The following is a 22,816-nucleotide window of genomic DNA, read 5'->3' on the forward strand; positions in this document are numbered from 1 at the left end:
CAGCTGTTCAAGCTTACTTACATAAAAAATATTCCAATTTTAGTATAAGTCGTTGAGTCTTATAGGTCTATAAAAATGAGGGGAATGATATGCTGATTATAATCAACTATAATTTGTAAATTTATGTTGTTAACAAGCTCTAAAGTTATTAACATATTTATAATATATTGATGTTTTGGGAGTTATAATTTAGACTAACATTTTACTAACAATACATGTTGATAACAGTAGGGTCCTATTGCGTCTGTATCAAGGGTTTTTGGTATTGCAAATTGGAGGATATTTTGACTTGTGTACAACTCTTTGAACGGAGCAAAAGTATTTTTCATACTTTTGTTATCCCCTAGGAGTTTACAATATATTTCTCCATCAACAGGAAATCATTTTTTCATCAACACAAACAAACGCAGGCCGTCGATATGAGCAACGAAAACGAATTTTCAGGCAATAAATTTGATAGCGCAAAACGAGGGAATTTTGGTGAGCGAAAGACCCGTCTTAACAATCTTGTTAGTGGATTGGGAAAGCTTCCACCTCAAGCACTTGATCTTGAAGAAGCTGTATTGGGCGCTTTGATGCTTGAAAAAAATGCGTTGAGTGAAATTATTGATATCCTAAAACCAGAATCCTTCTACAAAGAAGGACATCAAAAGATTTTCGAAGCGATATTTGCGTTATTTCAAAAGACATCGCCAATTGATATCCTAACCGTTACTACTGAATTACGGAAAATGGGCGCTTTGGAAATGGTGGGAGGGGCGTATTATATTACCCAGCTTACCGATCGTGTCGTTTCTGCCGCAAATATAGAGTACCATGCTCGTATTATTTCTCAAAAATATATTCAACGCGAATTAATCAAAGTCTCTACCGAAATTATCAATAGTTCGTATGATGAGACTGCCGATATCTTTGATTTGTTGGACCATGCGGAGAAAAGTCTTTTTGATATTGCACAAAACAATCTAAGACGAGATTCTCGAAAGATGGATGACATCATGAGAGAAGCAATCTCTCAACTGGAGTTATTAAGGGACAAGACAGATGGTCTTACCGGTGTACCATCAGGGTTAACAGCACTCGATCGGATGACTTCTGGGTGGCAACCATCCGACTTAGTCATCATTGCGGCAAGACCTGCAATGGGTAAGACGGCATTCGTTTTGTCAGTTGCGCGCAATGCGGCAGTTGATCACAGTAAGGCAGTGGCAGTCTTCTCATTAGAGATGTCATCGGTTCAACTTGTGAATCGTCTTATTGCAGGTGAAACCGAGATTGAACAAGAGAAACTCAAGAAGGGTAATTTGGCCGATCATGAGTGGCAACAGCTACATTCTCGCATCGGAAGATTGACAGAGGCTCCTCTCATTATAGACGATACACCCGCACTGAATGTTTTTGAATTTCGTGCGAAATGTCGTCGACTTAAAGCCCAGCATGATATCCAAATGGTTATTGTCGATTACTTGCAGCTGATGCATGGTAAAGCCGAAGGAAAGGGTGGGGGTAACCGTGAGCAGGAAATCGGTAGTATCTCTCGGGCATTGAAATCTGTTGCTAAGGAGTTGAATATTCCCGTACTCGCATTATCTCAGTTGAGTCGTGCCGTAGAGTCAAGGCCAGGTAATAGTAAGCGTCCCATGCTTTCGGATTTGCGTGAATCGGGGTCTATCGAGCAAGATGCAGATATGGTTTTGTTTCTTTATCGCCCCGAATATTATGGGCTTACAGAAGATGAGGAAGGTCGTCCTACTGCTGGTGTTGGTGAGGTTATTATCGCTAAGCACCGTAATGGGGAGACTGGAATCGTACCGCTTCGATTTGTAGGTAAGTTTGTGAAATTTGTCGATTTGGAAGATGAGTTCTCGGGTATGGGAGATCCTGGAGCAGGGTTTGGAGAGCCTACTTCATTCTCCTCTTCTGCAATGAATCCATCAGCAGCATTTGATGGATTTGGAGGAGGTGGTATCACCATGCCTTCTCGTATGAATGATATGCCTGATGACGCTCCTTTTTAAAAGTATCTCCATACTATTTGACGCATAGCGTTTTTAATAAAAATGGGGTTTTCGTTGGATAACGAAAACCCCATTTTTATTAAAAGGTGATTTAAATTAAACTAGCCAGACTCTCTTCTAGAATTTTGATTTTTGTTTCGGCATCTGCCTTCTTATTCTGTTCATTTTGAATGATTTCTGGCTTGGCATTCTGAACAAAACGTTCGTTAGATAGCTTTTTGTCTACTGATGTCAAAAATCCTTTCAGATAATTGATTTCTTTAGTAATGCGCTCGCGCTCAGCATCCACATCAATGTTGTTTTCCATTGCTATATAGCACTCATCGCGTCCTGCCAAGAAACTGACCGCTCCAGATATTTTCTCGTTCACAAAGGTAAGTTCCGAGATATTCGCCAATTTAATGATATGGTCTTGATATTTTGCAAAGCTGATGTCCTGTGCGTTTATTGCCAATGGCAAGGCTACCTTCGGTGAAATCTGTTTGGTATTACGTACATTCCGCACTTCCGATATGACCTGCTTTACGATGCTGAATTCTTTGATGATTTGCTCGTCAAACGTGTTACTCCTTGGATATTCAGCTACTATACAGCAGTCTCCTGCCGCGCGCTGGCCAAATAACTCATCGTGCCATAGTTCTTCTGTTAAGAATGGCATGAATGGGTGCGCCAGTGTAAGTACGTTTTGGAAAAATGTTTTGACCGTCTCAAATGTTTCACGTGGGATCGGGGATCCATAAGCAGGCTTAATGAGCTCGAGATACCACGCACAAAAGTCATCCCATATCAATTTGTAGGTCGCCATGAGTGCGTCTGAAAGCTTGTAATTGGCGAAGTGTTCTTCAATTTCGATTAAAGCTTGATTGAACCGGGCTTCAAACCATGCGGCAGAGATTTGATCTGATGCTGGAGCAGGCACATCAGATATTTCCCATCCTTTTACCAATCTAAATGCATTCCAAATCTTGTTTGCAAAATTACGGCCTTGCTCGCAATACGATACATCAAACATAAGGTCATTGCCGGCAGGGGATGAAAGCAACATCCCCACTCTCACTCCATCTGTACCGTATTGTGCCATCAGTTCGATCGGGTCAGGTGAGTTACCTAGTGACTTGGACATTTTGCGCCCCAATTTGTCACGCACTATTCCAGTGAGATATACATTCTTGAAAGGTGCTTTTTCGGTATAATTGTGCCCCATAATCATCATGCGCGCTACCCAAAAGAAGAGTATCTCAGGTGCTGTGACTAAATCATTTGTAGGGTAATAGTATTTAAAATCTTCATTATCAGGATTACGAACGCCGTCGAAAACAGACATTGGCCAAAGCCCCGAGGAGAACCATGTGTCGAGTACGTCCTCTTCTTGTCGAATCTCATTTGTAGATTTTCCCTGATTAGTGAATTCTTGTAAGGCCTCTTGCTCGGTTTTAGCGACAACCCACTCATTTTTATCGTTATACCAAGCCGGTATACGTTGCCCCCACCAAAGCTGGCGAGAGATACACCAATCCTTTACATTCTCCATCCAATGCTTGTAGGAAGCTGTGAATTTGTCGGGAATCAAATTGACCTCACCACTTAATACGTAGTCTAGGGCCGGTTTAGCGAGTTCATCCATCTTGCAAAACCACTGCATAGATAGTTTTGGTTCGATAGCAGCATCTGTACGTTCTGAAAAGCCAACTTGAGATTTGTAATCTTCAATCTTTTCAACTTGGTCGACCTCTTCTAGCAATTTAACCACCTTTTTACGGGCGATAAATCGATCTTCACCAATAAGGATAAGCGCTTTTTCATTGAGGGTACCGTCATCGTTTAAGATGTCAATTACTTCCAGATTGTGTTTCTGTCCCAATTCATAGTCATTCAGGTCATGGGCAGGCGTTACTTTAAGGCACCCTGTTCCAAATTCCATGTCCACGTACTCGTCGGTAATAATCGGAATCTCGCGGTTTACCAATGGTACAAGGATGGATTTTCCTCTTAGGTGTTGGTAGCGCTCGTCATTAGGATTAATACAGATTGCGGTATCCGCCATGATGGTTTCAGGACGTGTCGTAGCGATGATAACAGATTCATTGCTATCCTTCACCTTGTAACGTATGTAGTAGAGCTTTTGGTTCACTTCCTTACGGATGACCTCTTCATCGGAGAGGGCGGTTTTTCCTTGAGGATCCCAGTTGACCATGCGTACCCCTCTATAGATATATCCCTCTTTATAGAATTTGATAAATGTATCAAGTACCGATTCAGATAAATCGGGGTCCATTGTAAACTTTGTGCGCTCCCAATCGCATGAAGCCCCAAGCTTTTCTAATTGTTTGAGGATGATACCCCCATATTTTTCTTTCCATTCCCAAGCATATTTCAAAAATTCTTCGCGGCTAATGGATTTCTTATCGATACCTTGCTCTTTTAACATAGCGACTACTTTGGCTTCGGTAGCGATAGAGGCGTGGTCGGTACCAGGTACCCAACAAGCATTCTTGCCCTGCATCCGTGCCCTACGGATTAACACATCTTGAATCGTATTGTTTAGCATGTGCCCCATGTGTAATACACCGGTCACGTTGGGTGGAGGCATGACAATTGTGTACGGTTCACGGTCGTCAGGAGTAGACCTGAAAAATCCGTTGTCCATCCAATAGCTGTACCATTTATCTTCAGCTTCTTTGGGATTGTAAGTTTTCGCTATGTTCATTTTTTAGTCCAAAATAAAAGACTACAAAAATAAGCATTTAGAACTACTTATTAGCGGATTCCAATCGTAAAAAGAGTTTCATAAATTGATAATATTATGTTAATGACAAATTAACTAGCTGAATTTAGTGTACTTTTGCAGCATTCTTAATAATTGGATACTCAAATGATTACTATTACAGCTGAAGTTAGAGCGCTAGTGCAATATTTTCTCTTCTGGCTTCTTATAACGTTTATCGATAGATTGATCTTTATTTTTGCTTTTTTTGAGAAAATCGGTCTCTCCAAGCTTACTGATATATTCAACATCTATTACAATGGCTTATCTTTAGATTTATCTGCCGTCTCCTACATAGTTGCTGCACCCTTTCTAGTGTATGCTGTACTTTCTTTTTTTCCTAAAGTCCAGATATCTCGCAAATGGTTGAATAGCTACACCGCAATGGTGTTGGTCATCTATTTTGTCATTACATTTATTAATATTAACATATACCGCGAGTGGGGGGATAAGATTTCTAGACGAGCAATTGACGCTTTTTGGGCCTCTCCGTCGGGTGCTGTGGCATCTGCTGAATCTACGCCTATTGCTATTCCCATCATAGGAATGCTCGTGAGTATAGCATTGGGGTGGTTGCTCTACAAGAGAATGTTGGCCAAGGTACAATTCTTTAATTTGAAAACCGTAGGAGCTAATGCTCTCAAATTGCTAGCCGTTGTTTTCATTCTTTTCACTTTTATAAGAGGGGGGTATGGTAGGGCGACTTTAAATCCAAGTAAGGCTTATTTTTCGGATGAAACCTTTTATAATCATGCTGCCGTAAATACACAATGGGCCCTTTTACGAGATTATTTCAAAAAGAGCACCAAAGTGAAAAATCCTTATGTTTTCTTTTCTGATTCCAAGGAACTGGATACGATCCTAAAGCCTGCTTTTTCAGCAGAGGCAGACTCTTCGGTTCGGATTTTGAAAACCGACCGTCCAAACGTTGTTTTTATCTTACTGGAAAGCTTTGTTGGCGATTTGATTTACACTATGGGTGGGGAACAGGGCGTAACCCCTAACTTTGAAAAGCTCATCAAGGACGGTGTTTTTTTTGATCATATTTATTCAGCGTCAGATAGGTCCGATAAGGGGATGGTGGGGGCCTTTAGTGCCTTTCCAGCTCAAGGACCCGAGAGTATCATCAAGTATATTGATAAACATGAAAATATGCCCGCAATGGGACAAGAGTTAGATTCCTTGGGGTATCATACCTCTTTTTATCATGGAGGACAGAGCGAGTTCTATAACTTTAAATCGTATATGTACATGCACGGTATTTCCAAGATTGTAGACAATGCTAACTTTGGTCCCCAAACAGAACGGGCATCTTGGGGGGTGTATGATCATGAGGTCTTTAAAAGAATGCTTACGGATTTCGATAGGGAGAAAAAACCTTTTTTCTCGACTATCTTTACATTAATTAATCACGAGCCCTTTGAATTGAAAAATGGATACAAATTTGGGAGCAAAACCAACGCGGACAAATTTAGAAGTACTGCCTACTACACCGATTCGGTTTTGTACGATTTTATTCAACAAGCGCAAAAGAAGGATTGGTATAAGAATACACTCTTTATCATGATGGCCGATCATGGCCATCGCTTACCTTCTGAAAAATGGGATCTTTCACATCCGAATCGTTTCCATATCCCATTATTGTTTTTTGGAGACGTGATCAAGCCTGAATTTAGGGGAAAGATAGATTCCAGAATTGGCAATCAGACTGATTTGGTTGCTACCTTATTTCATCAACTAGGTATCCGTTCAGATCGCTATCATTGGAGTCGTGACCTCTTTAATCCTACTACTGCACAAATTGCATTTTATAATTCAAAGGATGCATTCGGAGTAATTACACCCGAGCAAGCTTTAAGTTTCGACAATGTAGGTCGTATCATAAACTACAACCAAAATAAGCAGTATCCAACGACAAAAAATGATAGCTTGTTGAATATTGGAAAAGCCCTATACCAAAAGGTTTATGACGAATTTTTAAAATATTAGGTATGAAGAGAATAACGTTGTCGGGTTTCGGAGCTCCATATATAGCGCTATTGATTCGTTTTGTAGTTCTCCTGTTTCTTTATGGATTGTTAAGATTGGGATTCTATGTTGTACATGCTGAATTATTTCCCAATGTCAGTCCAAATGAGTTGATGGTAATGCTGTGCGGAGGAGTCAAATTTGATATCGCAGCTTTGCTATATCTTAACATCCTGTACATTCTTCTAATGATTCTACCCATACCTTATAAATATAACGACGTTTATCAACGGGTAGCGAAGTGGATTTTCGTGATCACGAATGGGATTGGTATAGCATTGAATTTAGTGGACTATGCTTATTATCCTTATACATTGAAACGAACTACAGGAACTGTCATTCAGCAATTTTCAAACGAGAGTAACCTGTTAAAGTTAAGCTTTGATTTTATCATTGGTTATTGGTATCTCTTGCTTCTATTTGTCGTGACAATCTACTTGTTGATCAAGACCTATGATATTCTTCGTATCGTCAAGACATCCAACTTTACTTGGAAGACAGCCTTGGTGCAATTGATATTGGTGTTCGGGTGTGCATTTCTCTTCGTCGGAGGGGTGAGAGGTGGATGGGCACATAGTACGCGGCCCATTACTTTAAGCAACGCTGGAGATTATGTCAAAGTGCCCGAGGAGATGAACATTGTTTTGAATACGCCGTTTGCTATTCTAAAGACCTTGAAAGCGGTCAATTTGAAACCTGTTCATTATTATTCCGATACCGAAATTCAGGCTATTTATCCAACCGTTCATTATCCAACCCATAAAGGTGCATTCAAAGGCCTCAATGTGGTATTCCTGATATTGGAGAGCTTTGGAAAGGAGCATATAGGGGCCTTAAATAGAGATATACAAAATGGACAGTATAAAGGTTATACACCATTTTTAGACTCTCTTATTGGAGAGTCCTATACCTTTAATCATTCCTATGCTAACGGACGTAAATCTATAGATGCCCTCCCTTCTATTATTACTGGTATTCCGTCTGTAGGAGAGCCATTTGTATTGTCCATTTATTCAGGTAATGAGACTACAAGTATTGCTAAGTTGTTAGGACAGAGGGGCTATGAAACTGCATTCTTCCATGGGGCACCAAATGGCAGTATGGGATTTTCGGCCTACACCAAATTGGCTGGAATTAAGCATTATTATGGTAAAAATGAATACAATAATGATGCAGATTTTGATGGTGTATGGGGTATTTGGGATGAACCTTTTATGCAATTCATGGCCAATAAAATCAATACCATGAAGCAACCTTTCTTTAGCAGTTTTTTCTCGCTATCTTCTCATCATCCGTTCAAGGTTCCTGAACAATATCAAGGTGTCTTTCCAAAAGGCAATCTACCTCTTCATGAACCAATGGGTTATGCCGACCACGCGCTAAAAGAGTTCTTTAAGACCGCATCTAAAATGCCTTGGTATACCAACACCTTATTCGTAATTTGTGCGGACCATGCTACCGTAAGTTACCTACCAGAGTATAAAACATTACCCAGTTCATATGCGATTCCAATTGTCTTTTACTATCCAGGAGGGGAGTTGAAGGGGACATCAGATAAGCTTATACAACAGATGGACATTATGCCTACGGTATTGAACTATCTGAATTATGATCAAGCTTATTTCTCCTTCGGCTTCGATGCCTTCGACATGAAAAAACAGGATAACTTTGTGGTCACCAATAACTCAGGGTCATTTAATTTCTTCTATAAGGACTATTTTATGACCTATGACGGGAAAGGGCCACTTACCTTATTTGATTTGAAGAAAGACCGGTTGATGAAAAAGGACCTTATAGGCGAGAGACCAGTTATTTTGGATACGATGGAGGTGAAGATGAAAGCATTCATCCAAGAGTATAACAATAGAATGATAGATAATAAGCTGACCTATAAAGCCGATTTTAAATAAAAAGTGGCTCGTTCGGGGTTAATACACTACCGTTTCAAAATTGATTTTGTAAACAGGTAGCGCAATGTGAATGTTTGTTGATTGGCGATTTGTCCAGGGGTAAAGTGCAAGGCCAGTTTGAAGATTCCTTCAATATTAGCCGATTTGAAAGGAGACCAACCGAGATCCAGTCTATTGTAAGTCTTGGATCGATAGTAACTGTCTGCATAGGGTGTATTTTGACTTTGACCGCTGTAGAATGTGTTCTCTAACGAAAATTTCCGGTACGCCATATATATATTCGCAATGAATCCTTTTGGAAATCTGAATTCATATTCACTACGTATCCGGTCCATGCCAATGAGTATCCCCGCATCTACAGTCAATGAGTCCAAGATAGTCTTCCTGCTTAGATCTGCACCGAATTTGAACATCGCTGTCCCATTGTCTTGGATATGTTGTTCTATGCTGTCATTGCTACTGAGCGCATTATGCCACATGATGATATCATCTGAGAAATAGAAGCTACCCCATTTTATTTTTCCGTTCAGACCGACAAAAAATTGCTCTCTATCCTTATCAGATTGTTTACTAGTCCAGTCGATGAATAGCTTTTGGTTAAGCATATTGTTCTTGTAAGCCAATACCATACCTTCGATATTGGGACGATAATAAAGCATCGTGTCTGACAATAGTGCTCTAGGTGTATTTTTCATGAGGTCATAGCGCGGTATATGACCAATGGAAAAGTCAAAGTTGGAATCTTGATAATTGTAGTAAATAATAGGACGGACTGTGGGGTTATTCTGCTCTTTCTCCCCGAAATCCTGGCCAATATGTACTCCACCATGAAGTTTGTGGTTTGGGCCTACTTGAAAGTATAGGTCTGGTGAAATGCGGGTTCCGAAAATAGTCTTAGGAGTCGTATATGGCAATTTATACTCCCGATTGTCGGCATAACCTAAAAAATCAATGTTAAAGCCTACTTCTTGGGCTATTGCAGAAAGGTTGAAAGATAGAAAAGTCAGAAATATTATTATTTTTTTTGGCATAGTTCAATACACATCTGATAGGAGGATAAAGATAAATAAATTGGGCCATACAAGATATGTACGGCCCAATTGTTTTGTCATATTTAAATAAAAGATTACACTTCTAGTAAAAGTCTAGCAGGATCTTCTAAGAGTTGTTTGACACGTACCAAGAAGCTTACAGACTCACGGCCATCAATGATGCGGTGGTCATAAGATAATGCAATATACATCATTGGACGAATGACGACTTGACCATTTTCAGCAACTGGACGTTGGATGATGTTGTGCATGCCTAGAATTGCAGATTGCGGTGCATTAATGATAGGAGTAGACATCATAGAGCCAAATACGCCACCATTGGTGATGGTGAAAGTACCGCCAGTCATTTCCTCAATCGTCAATTTATTGTCACGTGCTTTACCAGCCAATTCACCAATCTTTTTCTCTATTTCATGAAGAGAAAGTGATTCAGCATTACGAATAATAGGGACTACCAAACCTTTAGGAGCAGATACCGCGATAGAAATATCGGCAAAGTCGGAGTATACCAATTCGTTGTCTTCGATACGTGCATTGACAGCAGGCCATTCTCTCAGGGCTGTCGTTACTGCTTTTGTAAAGAAGGACATAAAGCCTAGGCCTACGCCATGTTTTTCTTTAAATGTGTCTTTGTATTTGGATCGTAAATCCATGATAGGCTGCATGTTTACTTCATTGAATGTCGTTAACATAGCCGTCTCATTCTTAACAGCTACCAAGCGTTTCGCAATAGTTTTGCGAAGAGAGGTCATTTTCTCACGACGTTCGTTACGAGCTCCAGCAGCTGGCGCGGATAAGGTAGGAGCAGGAGCGGCTTTGGGCTGAGCAGCCTCAGGTTTTGCAGTTACTTGCGCTTTTTCAGCATCTTCTTTTGTAATACGACCATCCTTACCTGTTCCTTTGATTGAAGAAGGGTCTATTCCTTTTTCTCTCAAAATCTTGGCAGCAGCCGGAGAAGCAGTACCTGCAGCATACGAGTCTGGGTCTTCGTTATCTTTAGCCGAAGTAGCAGTAGGAGTTGCTGCAGCGGCCGTTGTCGATTTATCGGCTGCTTTTGGAGCATCACCAGACGGAGCACCACCTTCTTCGATTGTACATACTACAGCACCGATTTCTAAAGTATCACCTTCTTGTGCAATGATTTTTAGGATACCTGCTTTTTCAGCTGGCAATTCAAATGTTGCTTTATCGGATTCCAATTCGGCGATGTTTTCGTCCATCTCTACGTAGTCGCCATCTTGTTTCAACCACTGTGCTAAGGTGACTTCCGTGATAGATTCACCTACTGCAGGTACTTTAATTTCTAAGCTCATATACTCTCTTTTTGTGAACAACAGATGATAACAAAATAATCTGCCATTGTATTTGTTATTTTTTTATTTCGAATGCTTTGTTTATGATATTTGCTTGTTGTGCCGCATGCTGCTTCATGTAACCAGTAGCAGTGCTTCCACTCTCTTCTCGCGCAATAACGGTCAAGTTCAGGTCTGAACCGTTGAATTTACGAAGATAGAAAGGCCAAGCACCCATATTTTCATTTTCTTCTTGTACCCACACAAATTCAGCTTTTGCATATTTCTTGCGTAACGCCCCAATTTGGTCGAAGGCAATAGGGAAGAGCTGCTCTACTCTAACAATTGCAACGTCATTTCGTTTTTCTGCTTCTTGTTTTTCTAACAATTCGTAATAGATTTTGCCCGAACACAGCAATACGCGTTTCACAGACTTTGCCGTTACGTTTGCATCGTCTATGATTTCCTGAAACGATGCATTGGTAAAGTCTTCAAGCTTGGACACCGCTTTAGGGTGACGTAATAAGCTCTTTGGAGTCGCCTCCACCAACGGTTTGCGGAAGTCACGATGAAGTTGACGACGCAACAGGTGGAAGTAGTTGGCAGGTGTAGTACAGTTAGCCACAATAATGTTGGCATTGGCACACAACTCTAGGTAGCGCTCTATGCGAGCTGAAGAGTGTTCCGGTCCTTGACCTTCGTATCCATGTGGCAATAGCATCACTAAACCATTAGAGCGTTTCCACTTAGTCTCTGCACTCGATATGTATTGGTCAAATATGATTTGGGCACCATTTGCAAAATCTCCAAATTGAGCTTCCCAGATTGTTAAAGAGTGCGGATTGACAGATGCATAGCCATATTCAAATCCCAATACACCATACTCGGATAGGTGAGAGTTGTAAATGTTGAATTTATCACCTCCTTCTACATGGGCTAAAGGAATGTACCTTTCTTCGGAATCCTCTAACGTCACTACTGCGTGACGGTGAGAGAATGTACCCCGTTGTACATCCTGTCCAGATATACGTACCCGATTACCTTCATTTAGAAGCGTAGCATAAGCCATCAATTCACCCATTGCCCAGTCATAGCTGTCATTAGCAATCATTTTTAAACGGTCTTCAAAGACTTTTGTAATCTTGCGGAAGAATTTTTTATCTGATGGAAGCGTACTTATTTGTTTGGCAAGCTCCAAGAACTTCTTCTTGTCTACTTTTGTATTTGCAACCTTGAAGATATCGTTTGCTTTAGCCTGACGCAAGCCTTTCCATGCCCCAGAGAACATAGGGGTTTCATCATTCAGTTTTTGTGAACCCTTCGCTTCGTCCAATCTTTCTTGTAATAAGCTCCTGAATTCTTTTTCCATCTCTTTGGCAAGATTGGCATCTACACTACCTTGATCTAATAATTTCTGAGCGTAGATTTCACGCGGATTAGCGTGTTTTTCAATTGCTTTGTATAGTAGAGGTTGCGTAAATTTAGGTTCATCTGCTTCATTATGACCAAATCTTCGGTAACAAAGCAAATCAATGAATACGTCCGTTTTATATTTTTGACGATATTCCACTGCTAGGTTAATCGCATACACAAGGGCTTCTACATCATCACCATTCACGTGGAATACCGGAGATAACGTTACCTTTGCTATATCTGTACAATACGTTGACGAACGAGCGTCTTTAAAATTGGTCGTGAAACCCACTTGGTTATTGATGACGATGTGGATGGTACCACCAGTCTTATAGCCATCTAATTTAGACATCTGGATGACCTCGTAGACGATACCTTGACCTGCCACAGCCGCATCTCCATGAATCATAATCGGTGCTATCTTAGAAGAGTCGCCATCGTACTTCATGTCGATCTTTGAACGAACCATACCCTCAATAATGGCATCCACAGTCTCTAAATGGGAAGGGTTAGGCGCGAGACTCAAGTGGACGGATTTACCGTCGTCTGTCTTCACATCCGAAGAGAAGCCTAGATGGTACTTGACGTCTCCTCCAAAATGAATCTCAGGATCTTCCTCATACATCTTGCCTTCAAATTCTGAGAAGATATTTTTGTAGGATTTACCCATGATATTGGCCAATACATTCAGGCGACCTCGGTGTGCCATACCGATTACAAACTCTTGGATTCCTATTTCCGATCCCTTTTCGATAATAGAATCCAATGCAGGTATTAAGCTTTCGGCGCCTTCTAATGAAAAACGTTTCTGACCAAGAAATTTAGTGCCTAAGAAACTCTCGAAGACAACGGCTTCGTTCAGTTTCTTAAGGATACGCTTCTTCTTATCAAGTGAAAAGGTTGGGACATTACGGTCTGCCTCCATTTTGTCCTGCAGAAATTTGATTTTTTCAGGGTTGCGGATATATCTGAATTCAGCTCCAATAGAACGGCAATAAGTCTCTTCGATCAGTTGGCGGATTTCTCTTAATTTAACAGGACCTAATCCGACCTCCACACCGGCGTTGAAAATAGTGTCCATATCGGCTTCGGAAAGACCAAAAGTCTCCAATTCTTTTCCGGGATAATACTTACGACGTTCTCTAACAGGATTAGTCTCTGTAAACAGGTGACCACGATCACGGTAACCATTGATCATGTTCAATACATTAATTTCTTTTAAGAAATGCTCTGGAGCAGCTCCTGCATCTCCCGAGACTCCGCCTTTTTCGCCCGAAAGGCCAAAATCGAATCCTTCGAAAAATTTCTGCCATCCAAAATCAACGGATTCTGGGTCCTGTTTGTAAGCTTGATAAAGACCGTCAATATAACTTGAATCGGCGTTGCTCAAATATGTTAAATTGTCCATTTAGAAACGTAATAGTATAATTTCGCCAAAGTTAGGAATTATAAAAGAGTTTTGGCTAATCATTTGTGATAAAATAATGCGATTTTTGACTTCATTATGAGTGTATTGACCATGATAAGGGCAGTTTGTAGAAAAGTTGAAACAAGCAAAATATAATACCTGTAAAACGTCTTCTTCTCGTGGTTTGTTGCGCAATTTATTTGATTATGCCAAAATATTTTGGCTCAACAATATGTTTTCGATTCCATTTGGATAATTGCTCTTGAGTTGACTCTGCCAAGGGATGCTTACATTGTCTTTAGGGCTCGTTCCGACTCCTGCAAAATGCGCCCAGTAGCCATACGTTGTAGCTGGTGCAAAATCAATCAGTACTTCCTCAAAATAGGAAGCACCCTTTCGCCAGTCTACGTCATATTCTTGTAGTAGAAAGGAACTCACTATTTTTTTGAGTTCTATAGGAAGGTTTCCAGTCTGTTGCAGCAGCTGCATCGCCTTGTCTATGGTCTCCTGTCCGACTTGGCCCTTTTGCCATTTTTCGAGAATATTAGCGTTGTTTTCTCTAGGTAAGGAATCATTCCCTTTTGTAGCTCCGTGTCTTTTGAAGAAGACATTCGGATATTTTTTAAGCATGAAACGAAAATAATCTCGCCAAAGTAATTGTAAGATTAGTTTTTCTGCTCTCTTCTTATGCTCTTGTAGCATCACATCTTTTATTCGATGATACAGATAGATGGGAGACAATGCGCCAGCAGCGATATAAGGAGATAGGGATATGTAATCCAATTGTTCATTTTCCTTCCCCATAATGATATGCTCGACTCTTAAAAGCGCTGCATCCTCACCTCCCTCCATTAACATCGGATTTGATTGTCCTAGATGAATCTCTTCAAGCGAAAAACCTAAATCTTCAAGCGAAGGGAGTAATGTTTTTTCTAAATGAGGGTGAGTGACCAATCCTGTTGGCTCCGGAAACGGTTGTCTAACTGTACTCTCCCGTTCGGTTTTCTTTTTGAATATGGTAAAGTCATTCGGAATGTCGCGAATTGGAAAAGGAAGGTCTTCTTTATGATAAAGGGTATGCCCTATAAAGTGTTTCAGATTAATCCTGAGTTTCCAAAGTTCAGTTTCAACATTTTCCGAAATTTTGGTTTCCCTTGAGGCAACTTCGCGATGATGGTATACCTCATGCACTTCGTATTTGGCCGCCAAACGAGGGATAATCTCTTCTGGTTGCCCTATATAGGTCAATAAATCGCATCCTATCGCATTAAATCTTTCTTTTAGTTTCTGAACAGATTTTAAAAGAAAGAGGGCGCGATGGATGCCGGTATTCCGATAGCCACTGGTATTTTTAGCGAAATAACGCGGGTCAAAACAATAGACAGGAATAATGATAGGACTCTTTTGGATTGCTTCAAAAAGTAATTCGTTGTCATGAAAACGAAGATCATTTCTAAACCAAACAAGAGTCACTTTATTTTCCATAGAACCTTTCTTAACACCCTGAATATTTAATATTGAATCTTTCCAAATAAGCACAAATATACACATTTGTAATGCATTTTGGGCTTGATTGGCCCTTTTGATATTATATTGACAATAATCGGACATTAACGGTCAAACACCTATTTTTGTAAAAATTTGATTTTTATTAAACATAAGGGATGGAATGGTGTTCCTAAATTATAGATATGAACAGAGAAGCGCGCACCTTTAAAAATAAATTAGGATGAGAGAGGTTTTGATATGCGGTCTGAACAATTACTTGGGGAGGAGAGCAGTTGCACATTTTGCGAATGATGAATTGAACGTAACCGCGATCACTCGAAATACGACCCTTTTTTTTTCTCGGATGAAAGAGCCTCCAACGGCAAAATTATATACGATAGATCTTGTTAGACGGACTGGAGATTTTGACAGTTTTAAAATTATTAATCTCGAGGCTGCTTTCTATTTTGCCCAGGCACCCACACTCAATGATACAGTTAATATCAAACTGGAAATTCTAGCGCTTAAAAACTATATAGAGCTTGTGAAAAGACAGGGTTGTTGGCGTATTGTCTATGTGGCTAGATTGATGGATAGGATGTATCTCCAACCTGTTGTTGAGCTTTTTAATGTAGAGGGTATTCAATATACCATAGTCTTGAAAAACTGTGCAGTAGGCAAGGGGTCTATGCTTGACAACATCTTCAAAGTACTAGAAAAGCAAAAGATTGTAGTTTACGTCAACCAGATCGCGAAGGTGAGGTTCCAACCCATTGCTGCACTTGATGTAATTCGTTGGCTGCAGTCTATGTTGACGATTGATGCATTCGTGGACAAGATTATTGAGTTGGGCGGCCCCGCTGTCATGAACTTTAGAGATTTTTTTCAAGTCTATGGGCGCTTTAGTCCAACCCATGCTCCCCCTAGAACATTGTCTCTCCCGAAGAAATTAGTTAAGTTTATTTTTACAAAATTGTATAAGGTGAACGGCGAAAATTTCGAGGAATTTAGACATGTAATACGACATGAAAATCTAGTTGACAATACCCTATGGATGAAATATATGCCGTTTGAGCTCACACCTATTGAGCAAGCTGTCGAAATCGATTGCTAATCGGAACATGTAAATCTTCGCTTTTATCATTTCGTACACCTTGGATATGAGGGCTAAGTTATCTAAGTTTGTATTCTTCATTAGCAACATTATGGGATACAAAAGTTTAGAGGAATGTGTATTGGATTTGGAACGACATGGACACTTGATTCGGATTAGAGAAGAGGTGGATCCGTATTTGGAAATGGCTGCGATTCAGATGCGGGTTTTCGATGCTCAGGGACCAGCACTATACTTTGAACGAATTAAGGGTACCGAATTTCCTGCTGTCTCTAACCTTTTCGGTACGCTTGAGCGATCGAAATTTATGTTTAGGGACTCTTTAGACCACTTGAAGAAACTTGTAGATGTAAAGATGAATCCAGCTGCGGTCTTAAAAAGCCCATTTCAATATATTGGCTCATCGATGACAGCATTGGGCGCATTACCTTGGAAACGGAAAAGAGATGCTCCTATTCTTTATGGAAAAACCCAAATTAGCAAATTACCACCCATTGTCAACTGGCCTATGGATGGAGGAGCTTTTGTGACGATGCCTCAGGTATATACCGAAGATATTACCAAGCCTGGAATCATGAATGCAAATTTGGGCATGTACAGGATCCAGTTAAATGGTAATGAATATGTACAAGATAAGGAAATAGGATTGCACTATCAGCTTCATCGAGGTATTGGTGTACATCAGTCTAAAGCAAATGCAATTGGACAACCTCTAAAGGTCAGCATTTTTATAGGAGGTCCTCCTGCACATCCTCTCGCTGCCGTAATGCCACTTCCGGAAGGTCTTTCAGAAATGATCTTTGCCGGAGCCTTAGGTAATCGGCGTTTTCGATATTTTTATGATGAAGAGGGATTCTGTATTTCTGCAGATGCTGATTTTGTTATCACGGGTACGGTGTATCCCAACGATAATAAGCCAGAGGGGCCTTTCGGCGATCATATTGGATATTATAGCCTTACGCATCCCTTTCCACTCATGAAAGTCCATAATGTTTATCACAAGAAAAATCCGATATGGTCATTCACAGTGGTGGGGCGACCTCCTCAGGAGGATACCAGTTTTGGCGCATTGATCCATGAAATAACAGGAGCTGCGATACCCCAAGAGATTAATGGCCTTCATGCTGTGCATGCTGTGGATCCAGCTGGAGTACATCCCCTACTTTTTGCAATTGGATCCGAGCGGTATACGCCTTATCAGCAGGTCGATCGGCCACAAGAAATATTGACGATCGCCAATCAAATATTAGGCAAAAATCAACTAAGTCTGGCCAAGTATCTTTTTATCACTGCCCATGAAGATAATCCGCGTCTAGATATACATGATATCTCTAAATTTATGGAACATGTGTTGGCTAGGATTGATTTGACTCGAGATATACATTTTCAGACCAATACTACTATCGACACCTTAGATTACTCTGGTGATGGACTCAATGCCGGATCTAAGGTAGTCTTTGCTGCCGCAGGTTCTGTCAAAAGAAAGCTAGCAAACGAAATACCAGCAGGGTTTGATTTGCCAAGACCTTTTCAGAAGGCAAAAATGGCAATACCAGGAGTTGTTGTCATAGATGGTGCTTCTTTCACAAATTATGATGAAGAGCAACGCGTGATAGAAGAGTGGTGCAAGGAGGTCGCACATTTGAATTGGGAAGGTTTACCCATGATTATATTGGCTGATGATGCAGGCTTTACCGCAGATACCGTCAATAACTTTGTATGGGTGACATTTACCAGAAGCAATCCTGCATATGATATTTACGGTGTGGGTAGCTTTACCAAATTTAAACATTGGGGATGCAATGGCCCCGTTATTATTGATGCTCGTACTAAACCACATCATGCTCCAGCCCTGATTAAAGACGAGTCCGTGGAGAGAAAGGTAGACCAATTGGGCAAAAAAGGCGGTTCTTTATATGGGATTATTTAGTATTGCTCAAAATTGAATGGAGTCTAGAATATAGCTTACTTTTAATATAGATACCTTGAAACGAATATTGTTGATTGACGACGAAGAAAAGCTTCGGAAACTAATGGCTCGCATTATTGGGCTAGAAGGAGAGGGTTACGAAGTGAGCGAAACTGGCAGCTTGAGAAGTGCAACAAAGTTACTCTCGCATAGTGATTTCGATGTGGTTTTATGTGACGTCAAGTTATCGGACGGAAATGGGGTAGAGTATGTTAGCGAAGTAAAGCGACTACAACCCTATGCTGAAGTAATCTTACTCACTGCATATGGAAATATTCCGGATGGCGTCCAAGCTATCAAGAATGGGGCTTTTGACTATATCACAAAAGGGGATGACAACAATCGAATTATTCCTCTACTGAATCGTGCATACGACAAAGCATTTCTCGCCAAACGAGTTCATCAACTTGAATCCCAGATTGGAAAAAAGTATTCGTTTGATAGTATCATTGGCAAGTCTAGGTCTGTGCAGCAGGCAATTTCTCTAGGTAAAAAAGTAGCTCCGATGGATACTACTGTTTTATTATTAGGAGAGACGGGGACGGGTAAAGAAGTTTTTGCTCAAGCAATTCACTACGATAGCGGTCGGAAGCAACACGCATTTGTAGCGATTAACTGTTCGGCATTCGGACGCGAGCTGTTGGAAAGTGAGTTGTTTGGTCACAAAGAAGGTGCCTTTACTGGTGCATCGAAAGATAAAAAAGGCTTGTTTGAAGAAGCAAACCTTGGAACTATTTTTTTAGATGAAATCGGTGAGATACCCATTGACCTTCAAGCAAAGTTACTAAGGGTTTTGGAATCCGGAGAATTTCTAAAAGTTGGAGATACTACGCCCACTCGCGTAAATGTACGCATATTGGCTGCTACAAATCGAGATTTGGAGGAGGAGATAAAAAAGGAACACTTTAGAAGCGACTTGTTTTATCGACTCTCTGTTTTCTCCATTACATTGCCGCCACTTCGTGAGCGTCAAGAAGATATCCCCTCTTTAGCTAGTCATTATGCACAAATATTTGGACTTAAAGCGAATAGAACGGGGCTTAGATTGACATCAGCTTATATTGATGCTTTAGGTAGATATCCATGGAAAGGCAATATTCGCGAACTTAAGAATATTATCGAACGTAGCGTTATTATTGCAGATGGTGACGAGTTGGATGTTGACAGCCTCCCCATGGAGTTCAAAAATAACGGACATCATGATTCCCGATCCGCTTCCCCATTTTCGTTGGCCAAAGTAGAGTGCGATCAAATCGAAAAAGTATTGCATCACACCAGTGGTAATAAGGCTGAGGCAGCTAGATTGCTAGAGATTGGTATCGCAACCTTATATCGTAAAATTGAAGAATACAAGATTAAAATATAGGTGCCCATCCTATTGGTTGCTATCGACGTTTTAGATTTCCGTTAATATCATGCATCGGTTTGAAATCCTGTCTGTAGGTTTCTTCAGAGAAAAGGCAAATCCTTGACGTCACAAGTCGTATACTCCTTCCATTTTAATAAAGAGCCTATCATTTTGATAGGCTTTTTTATTTTTACAACTTATTGAATAAATGTTTTGTTGCTGATATACAGTTGGTTGTGTTTTTAATTTACTTGTTGGTCTTTCGTTTGGCCTAGGCTATCCCAAATAGCATCCATTTAATATGAAACGAATAAAAAAAAGTGATCTTTTTCAACTTATCTCTTCTGAGATACCCGAAGTCCAGGACGAAGTTAACAAGTTGACGTCTCGAGATAACATTGCAGGAGCCATCCAAATAGTAGTCACCTTTATGAAAGATATGCTCCGTGTACACAATATCTCTCGCGTCAATTGGAGTATGATGTTCATGGGATGGTTATATGGTAGAGGAGATAGCCGCTTGAAAGAGCTTATCGAAAATCTCTTTGTCCGGTCCTTTAACAGTATGAAGAGGCATTGTGATCCACAAGAATGGTACATAGTTCAAAAGAAGATGCCCTTTAGTCTGCGAAAAGTGTACACCTATCAAAATGCTAATCTGTAAACACGAAAATATGCTCCCTATTATCCTCATCCTATCAGGATTGATTTGTTTCATCCTGTTTTACAAGTCTATCAATTTTTTTGATAGCATCTAATTAATAATCTGAAGAAGAAAATGGAAACTAAAGTTTTGAAAACCATCAAGGAGTGGGTTCCACAAGCTGTCGAGACAAGCGTGGAGAATGATTATCAAGCGCTAAATGAATTAGCCGAATATTTTATACAATCGATGACGATGGGAGGAGCGGGACAGGAACGAGCTTCAGAATCTATACAGGTCGTCAACTTGCTGTACATGAGCGGGAAACTGCACGATAAGAACGCGATAGAGAATGAGTTTTTAGCTAGGATTGCTGAAGACGAAACGCCAGGAAGCTTAAAAAAGCATCTGCAATTTTTTCCGAAAGAACTTAGGCAAGCTTATTTGAAAACTATAATCGAAAACTAAAATGATAGTATTATTCATCGTGGCAATATTTGTGTTTTTGTACATCTGCTATGTATTACTAAAACCTGAGAAGTTTTAAGGGCACAAGCCAATACCAATTCCGATTTAGCGCACCCTTCGATGCCATGGAGTACATACAGGCGATAAATAAAAATAATAGATGAAAATTTAATATATCCTAACACAAAAAATATGAATACTGAAATTCTAGGGGTAGTCTTTATGTTTCTACTGACCGTAGTACTAGCTATCCCTTTTGGAAAATATATAGCCAAAGTCTTCCTGCATGAAAAGACCTGGCTGGACGGCATATTAGGGCCATTAGACAAGGCTATTTTCAAATTGACAGGGATTGATCCTACTGTTGAAATGACATGGAAGCAGCATTTAGTAGCCTTGTTGACCATCAATATGGTCTGGTTCCTGTTAAGTATGCTGGTGCTGATGAATCAAGGTTGGCTCCCACTGAATCCTGATTACAATCCCAGCATGTCTGCTGACCTCGCCTTCAATACCACGATTTCATTTGTCGTAAACTGTAACCTGCAGCATTATTCTGGTGAGATAGGGATGAGTTATCTGGGCCAGTTTTGGTTAATGTTTTTACAATTCGTGAGTGCAGCGACAGGTATTGCTGCTGCAGTCGTATTATTCAAAGCTTTTCAGGTCAGATCCAGTGCTGTGTTGGGTAATTTTTACGACTTTTTTATTAAGTCCTGTACCCGTATTCTATTGCCTCTTTCACTCGTAATTGCTGCAATCTTGGTATTCAATGGTACACCCATGACTTTTGAAGGGAAGGATACCATGATTTCCTTGGAAGGGGATACCGTACAAGTATCCAGGGGGCCAGCTGCAGGTTTTATTGCCATCAAGCATGTCGGCACCAATGGTGGTGGTTTCTTTGGAGTGAATTCCAATCATCCCTTCGAAAATCCCAGCTATCTTTCCAATATAACGGAAATGTTTGCCCAAATGATTATTCCTTTAGCGATGATTTTTGCCTTTGGTTATTTTATCAAACGTAGGAAGATATCATGGATGATATTTGGTGTTATGACCATCGGTTTCTTAATCTTGGCTATCCCTAATATCGTGATGGAAGCCAAAGGAAACCCCATGATTACACAAATGGGAATAGACAATTCGCTGGGGAATACCGAAGGTAAGGAGACACGATTTGGGACTATCGCTTCAGGTTATTGGAGTATCGCGACCACCGTCATTTCTACAGGATCGATTAATTCTATGCACGACAGTACGATGCCTTTGAGCGGGATGAATCAACTCCTGGCAATGATGATTAATGCTTTTTATGGCGGCTGTGGAGTAGGGATGCTCAATTTCTTTGTCTTTATCATTTTGGCAGTTTTTATCAGTGGTCTTATGGTTGGACGCACACCGGAGTTTCTCGGAAAGAAGATAGAAGCACGAGAGATGAAGATCGCCATGATCATAGCATTACTACATCCATTTCTCATCCTTGTTGGAACCGCATTGGCTACCGCATTACCGGCATATGGGATGGCGACGTTGAACAATCCCGGTTTTCATGGGTTTAGCGAGATGCTATACGAATACACTTCATCGGCAGCAAACAACGGCAGCGGATTTGAAGGCCTGGGGGATAATACCCTATGGTGGAATATCAGCACAGGTTTTGTTCTAATCCTTGGACGTTTTCTGCCCATTATAGGACCTGTGGCCATCGCGGGGTTGTTGGCGAATAAAAAATATATCCCTGAGAGTGCAGGTACCTTGAAGACAGATACGTCCACTTTCGGATTGATGGTCTTTGCTGTCATTGCGATTATTGCTGCCTTATCATTTTTCCCGGCGCTGGCACTAGGACCTATTGCCGAACATTTTTCATTGAAATAATCGAGAGATATTCTACATAC

Annotated in this window: 15 protein-coding genes; 10 read left to right on the forward strand and 5 right to left on the reverse strand. The window is 40.5% G+C overall.

Going from position 1 to position 22,816, the window contains the following annotated elements:
• The first annotated feature begins 419 nt into the window (after positions 1–419).
• Complete coding sequence (gene dnaB, locus OQ289_RS05740; RefSeq protein WP_033565259.1) at positions 420–2,018, forward strand: replicative DNA helicase; 1,599 nt, start codon at positions 420–422, stop codon at positions 2,016–2,018.
• Between the two features lie 91 nt (positions 2,019–2,109).
• Here dnaB and OQ289_RS05745 read toward each other — a convergent pair whose 3' ends face one another.
• Positions 2,110–4,725, reverse strand: a complete 2,616-nt coding sequence (locus OQ289_RS05745; protein ID WP_270089793.1) for a valine--tRNA ligase — start codon at positions 4,723–4,725, stop codon at positions 2,110–2,112.
• Between the two features lie 165 nt (positions 4,726–4,890).
• Between OQ289_RS05745 and OQ289_RS05750 the strand changes: the two genes are divergently transcribed.
• Together OQ289_RS05750 and OQ289_RS05755 are read left to right on the forward strand one after the other, a co-directional pair.
• Positions 4,891–6,771: an LTA synthase family protein gene (locus OQ289_RS05750; protein WP_270089794.1), complete on the forward strand. Its 1,881-nt coding sequence runs from the start codon at positions 4,891–4,893 to the stop codon at positions 6,769–6,771.
• Positions 6,772–6,773: 2 nt separating this feature from the next.
• Positions 6,774–8,720, forward strand: a complete 1,947-nt coding sequence (locus OQ289_RS05755; protein ID WP_270089795.1) for an LTA synthase family protein — start codon at positions 6,774–6,776, stop codon at positions 8,718–8,720.
• 26 nt (positions 8,721–8,746) lie between these two features.
• Here OQ289_RS05755 and OQ289_RS05760 read toward each other — a convergent pair whose 3' ends face one another.
• The 4 genes from OQ289_RS05760 to OQ289_RS05775 form a co-directional block, all read right to left on the reverse strand.
• Positions 8,747–9,751 carry a hypothetical protein gene (locus OQ289_RS05760; protein WP_033565255.1) on the reverse strand — a complete coding sequence of 335 codons (1,005 nt, stop codon included), beginning with the start codon at positions 9,749–9,751 and terminating at the stop codon, positions 8,747–8,749.
• Positions 9,752–9,846: 95 nt separating this feature from the next.
• On the reverse strand, positions 9,847–11,085 hold the full coding sequence (gene odhB, locus OQ289_RS05765) for a 2-oxoglutarate dehydrogenase complex dihydrolipoyllysine-residue succinyltransferase (RefSeq protein WP_270089796.1): 1,239 nt from the start codon (positions 11,083–11,085) through the stop codon (positions 9,847–9,849).
• A gap of 55 nt (positions 11,086–11,140) precedes the next feature.
• Positions 11,141–13,885, reverse strand: a complete 2,745-nt coding sequence (locus tag OQ289_RS05770) for a 2-oxoglutarate dehydrogenase E1 component (RefSeq protein WP_270089797.1) — start codon at positions 13,883–13,885, stop codon at positions 11,141–11,143.
• A gap of 204 nt (positions 13,886–14,089) precedes the next feature.
• Positions 14,090–15,370, reverse strand: coding sequence for a deoxyribodipyrimidine photo-lyase (locus OQ289_RS05775; RefSeq protein ID WP_270089798.1), 1,281 nt, complete (start codon positions 15,368–15,370; stop codon positions 14,090–14,092).
• Positions 15,371–15,614: 244 nt separating this feature from the next.
• Here OQ289_RS05775 and OQ289_RS05780 point away from each other — a divergent pair, with 244 nt between their 5' ends.
• The 7 genes from OQ289_RS05780 to kdpA all read left to right on the forward strand — a co-directional run bounded on the left by OQ289_RS05780 (position 15,615) and on the right by kdpA (position 22,796).
• On the forward strand, positions 15,615–16,487 hold the full coding sequence (locus OQ289_RS05780) for an SDR family oxidoreductase (RefSeq protein ID WP_270089799.1): 873 nt from the start codon (positions 15,615–15,617) through the stop codon (positions 16,485–16,487).
• Between the two features lie 91 nt (positions 16,488–16,578).
• Positions 16,579–18,417, forward strand: coding sequence for a UbiD family decarboxylase (locus OQ289_RS05785; protein ID WP_270089800.1), 1,839 nt, complete (start codon positions 16,579–16,581; stop codon positions 18,415–18,417).
• Between the two features lie 55 nt (positions 18,418–18,472).
• Positions 18,473–19,822 (forward strand): sigma-54-dependent transcriptional regulator, encoded by a 1,350-nt coding sequence (locus OQ289_RS05790; protein ID WP_270089801.1) that lies wholly within the window; start codon positions 18,473–18,475, stop codon positions 19,820–19,822.
• A gap of 283 nt (positions 19,823–20,105) precedes the next feature.
• Positions 20,106–20,468 carry a DUF7674 family protein gene (locus tag OQ289_RS05795; protein WP_270089802.1) on the forward strand — a complete coding sequence of 121 codons (363 nt, stop codon included), beginning with the start codon at positions 20,106–20,108 and terminating at the stop codon, positions 20,466–20,468.
• A 114-nt stretch (positions 20,469–20,582) separates the two neighbouring features.
• Entirely contained in the window at positions 20,583–20,915 is a 333-nt protein-coding gene (locus OQ289_RS05800) for a DUF7674 family protein (RefSeq protein WP_270089803.1), read from the forward strand.
• A 1-nt stretch (position 20,916) separates the two neighbouring features.
• Positions 20,917–20,994, forward strand: a complete 78-nt coding sequence (locus OQ289_RS22145) for a potassium-transporting ATPase subunit F (protein WP_443020435.1) — start codon at positions 20,917–20,919, stop codon at positions 20,992–20,994.
• A gap of 113 nt (positions 20,995–21,107) precedes the next feature.
• The gene (gene kdpA / locus OQ289_RS05805; protein ID WP_270089804.1) at positions 21,108–22,796 is read left to right on the forward strand and encodes a potassium-transporting ATPase subunit KdpA; all 1,689 of its coding nucleotides are present in this window, start codon (positions 21,108–21,110) and stop codon (positions 22,794–22,796) included.
• Positions 22,797–22,816 lie beyond the last annotated feature (20 nt).

Origin of the sequence: Sphingobacterium sp. SYP-B4668, assembly GCF_027627455.1 — a bacterium.
Lineage (GTDB): Bacteria > Bacteroidota > Bacteroidia > Sphingobacteriales > Sphingobacteriaceae > Sphingobacterium.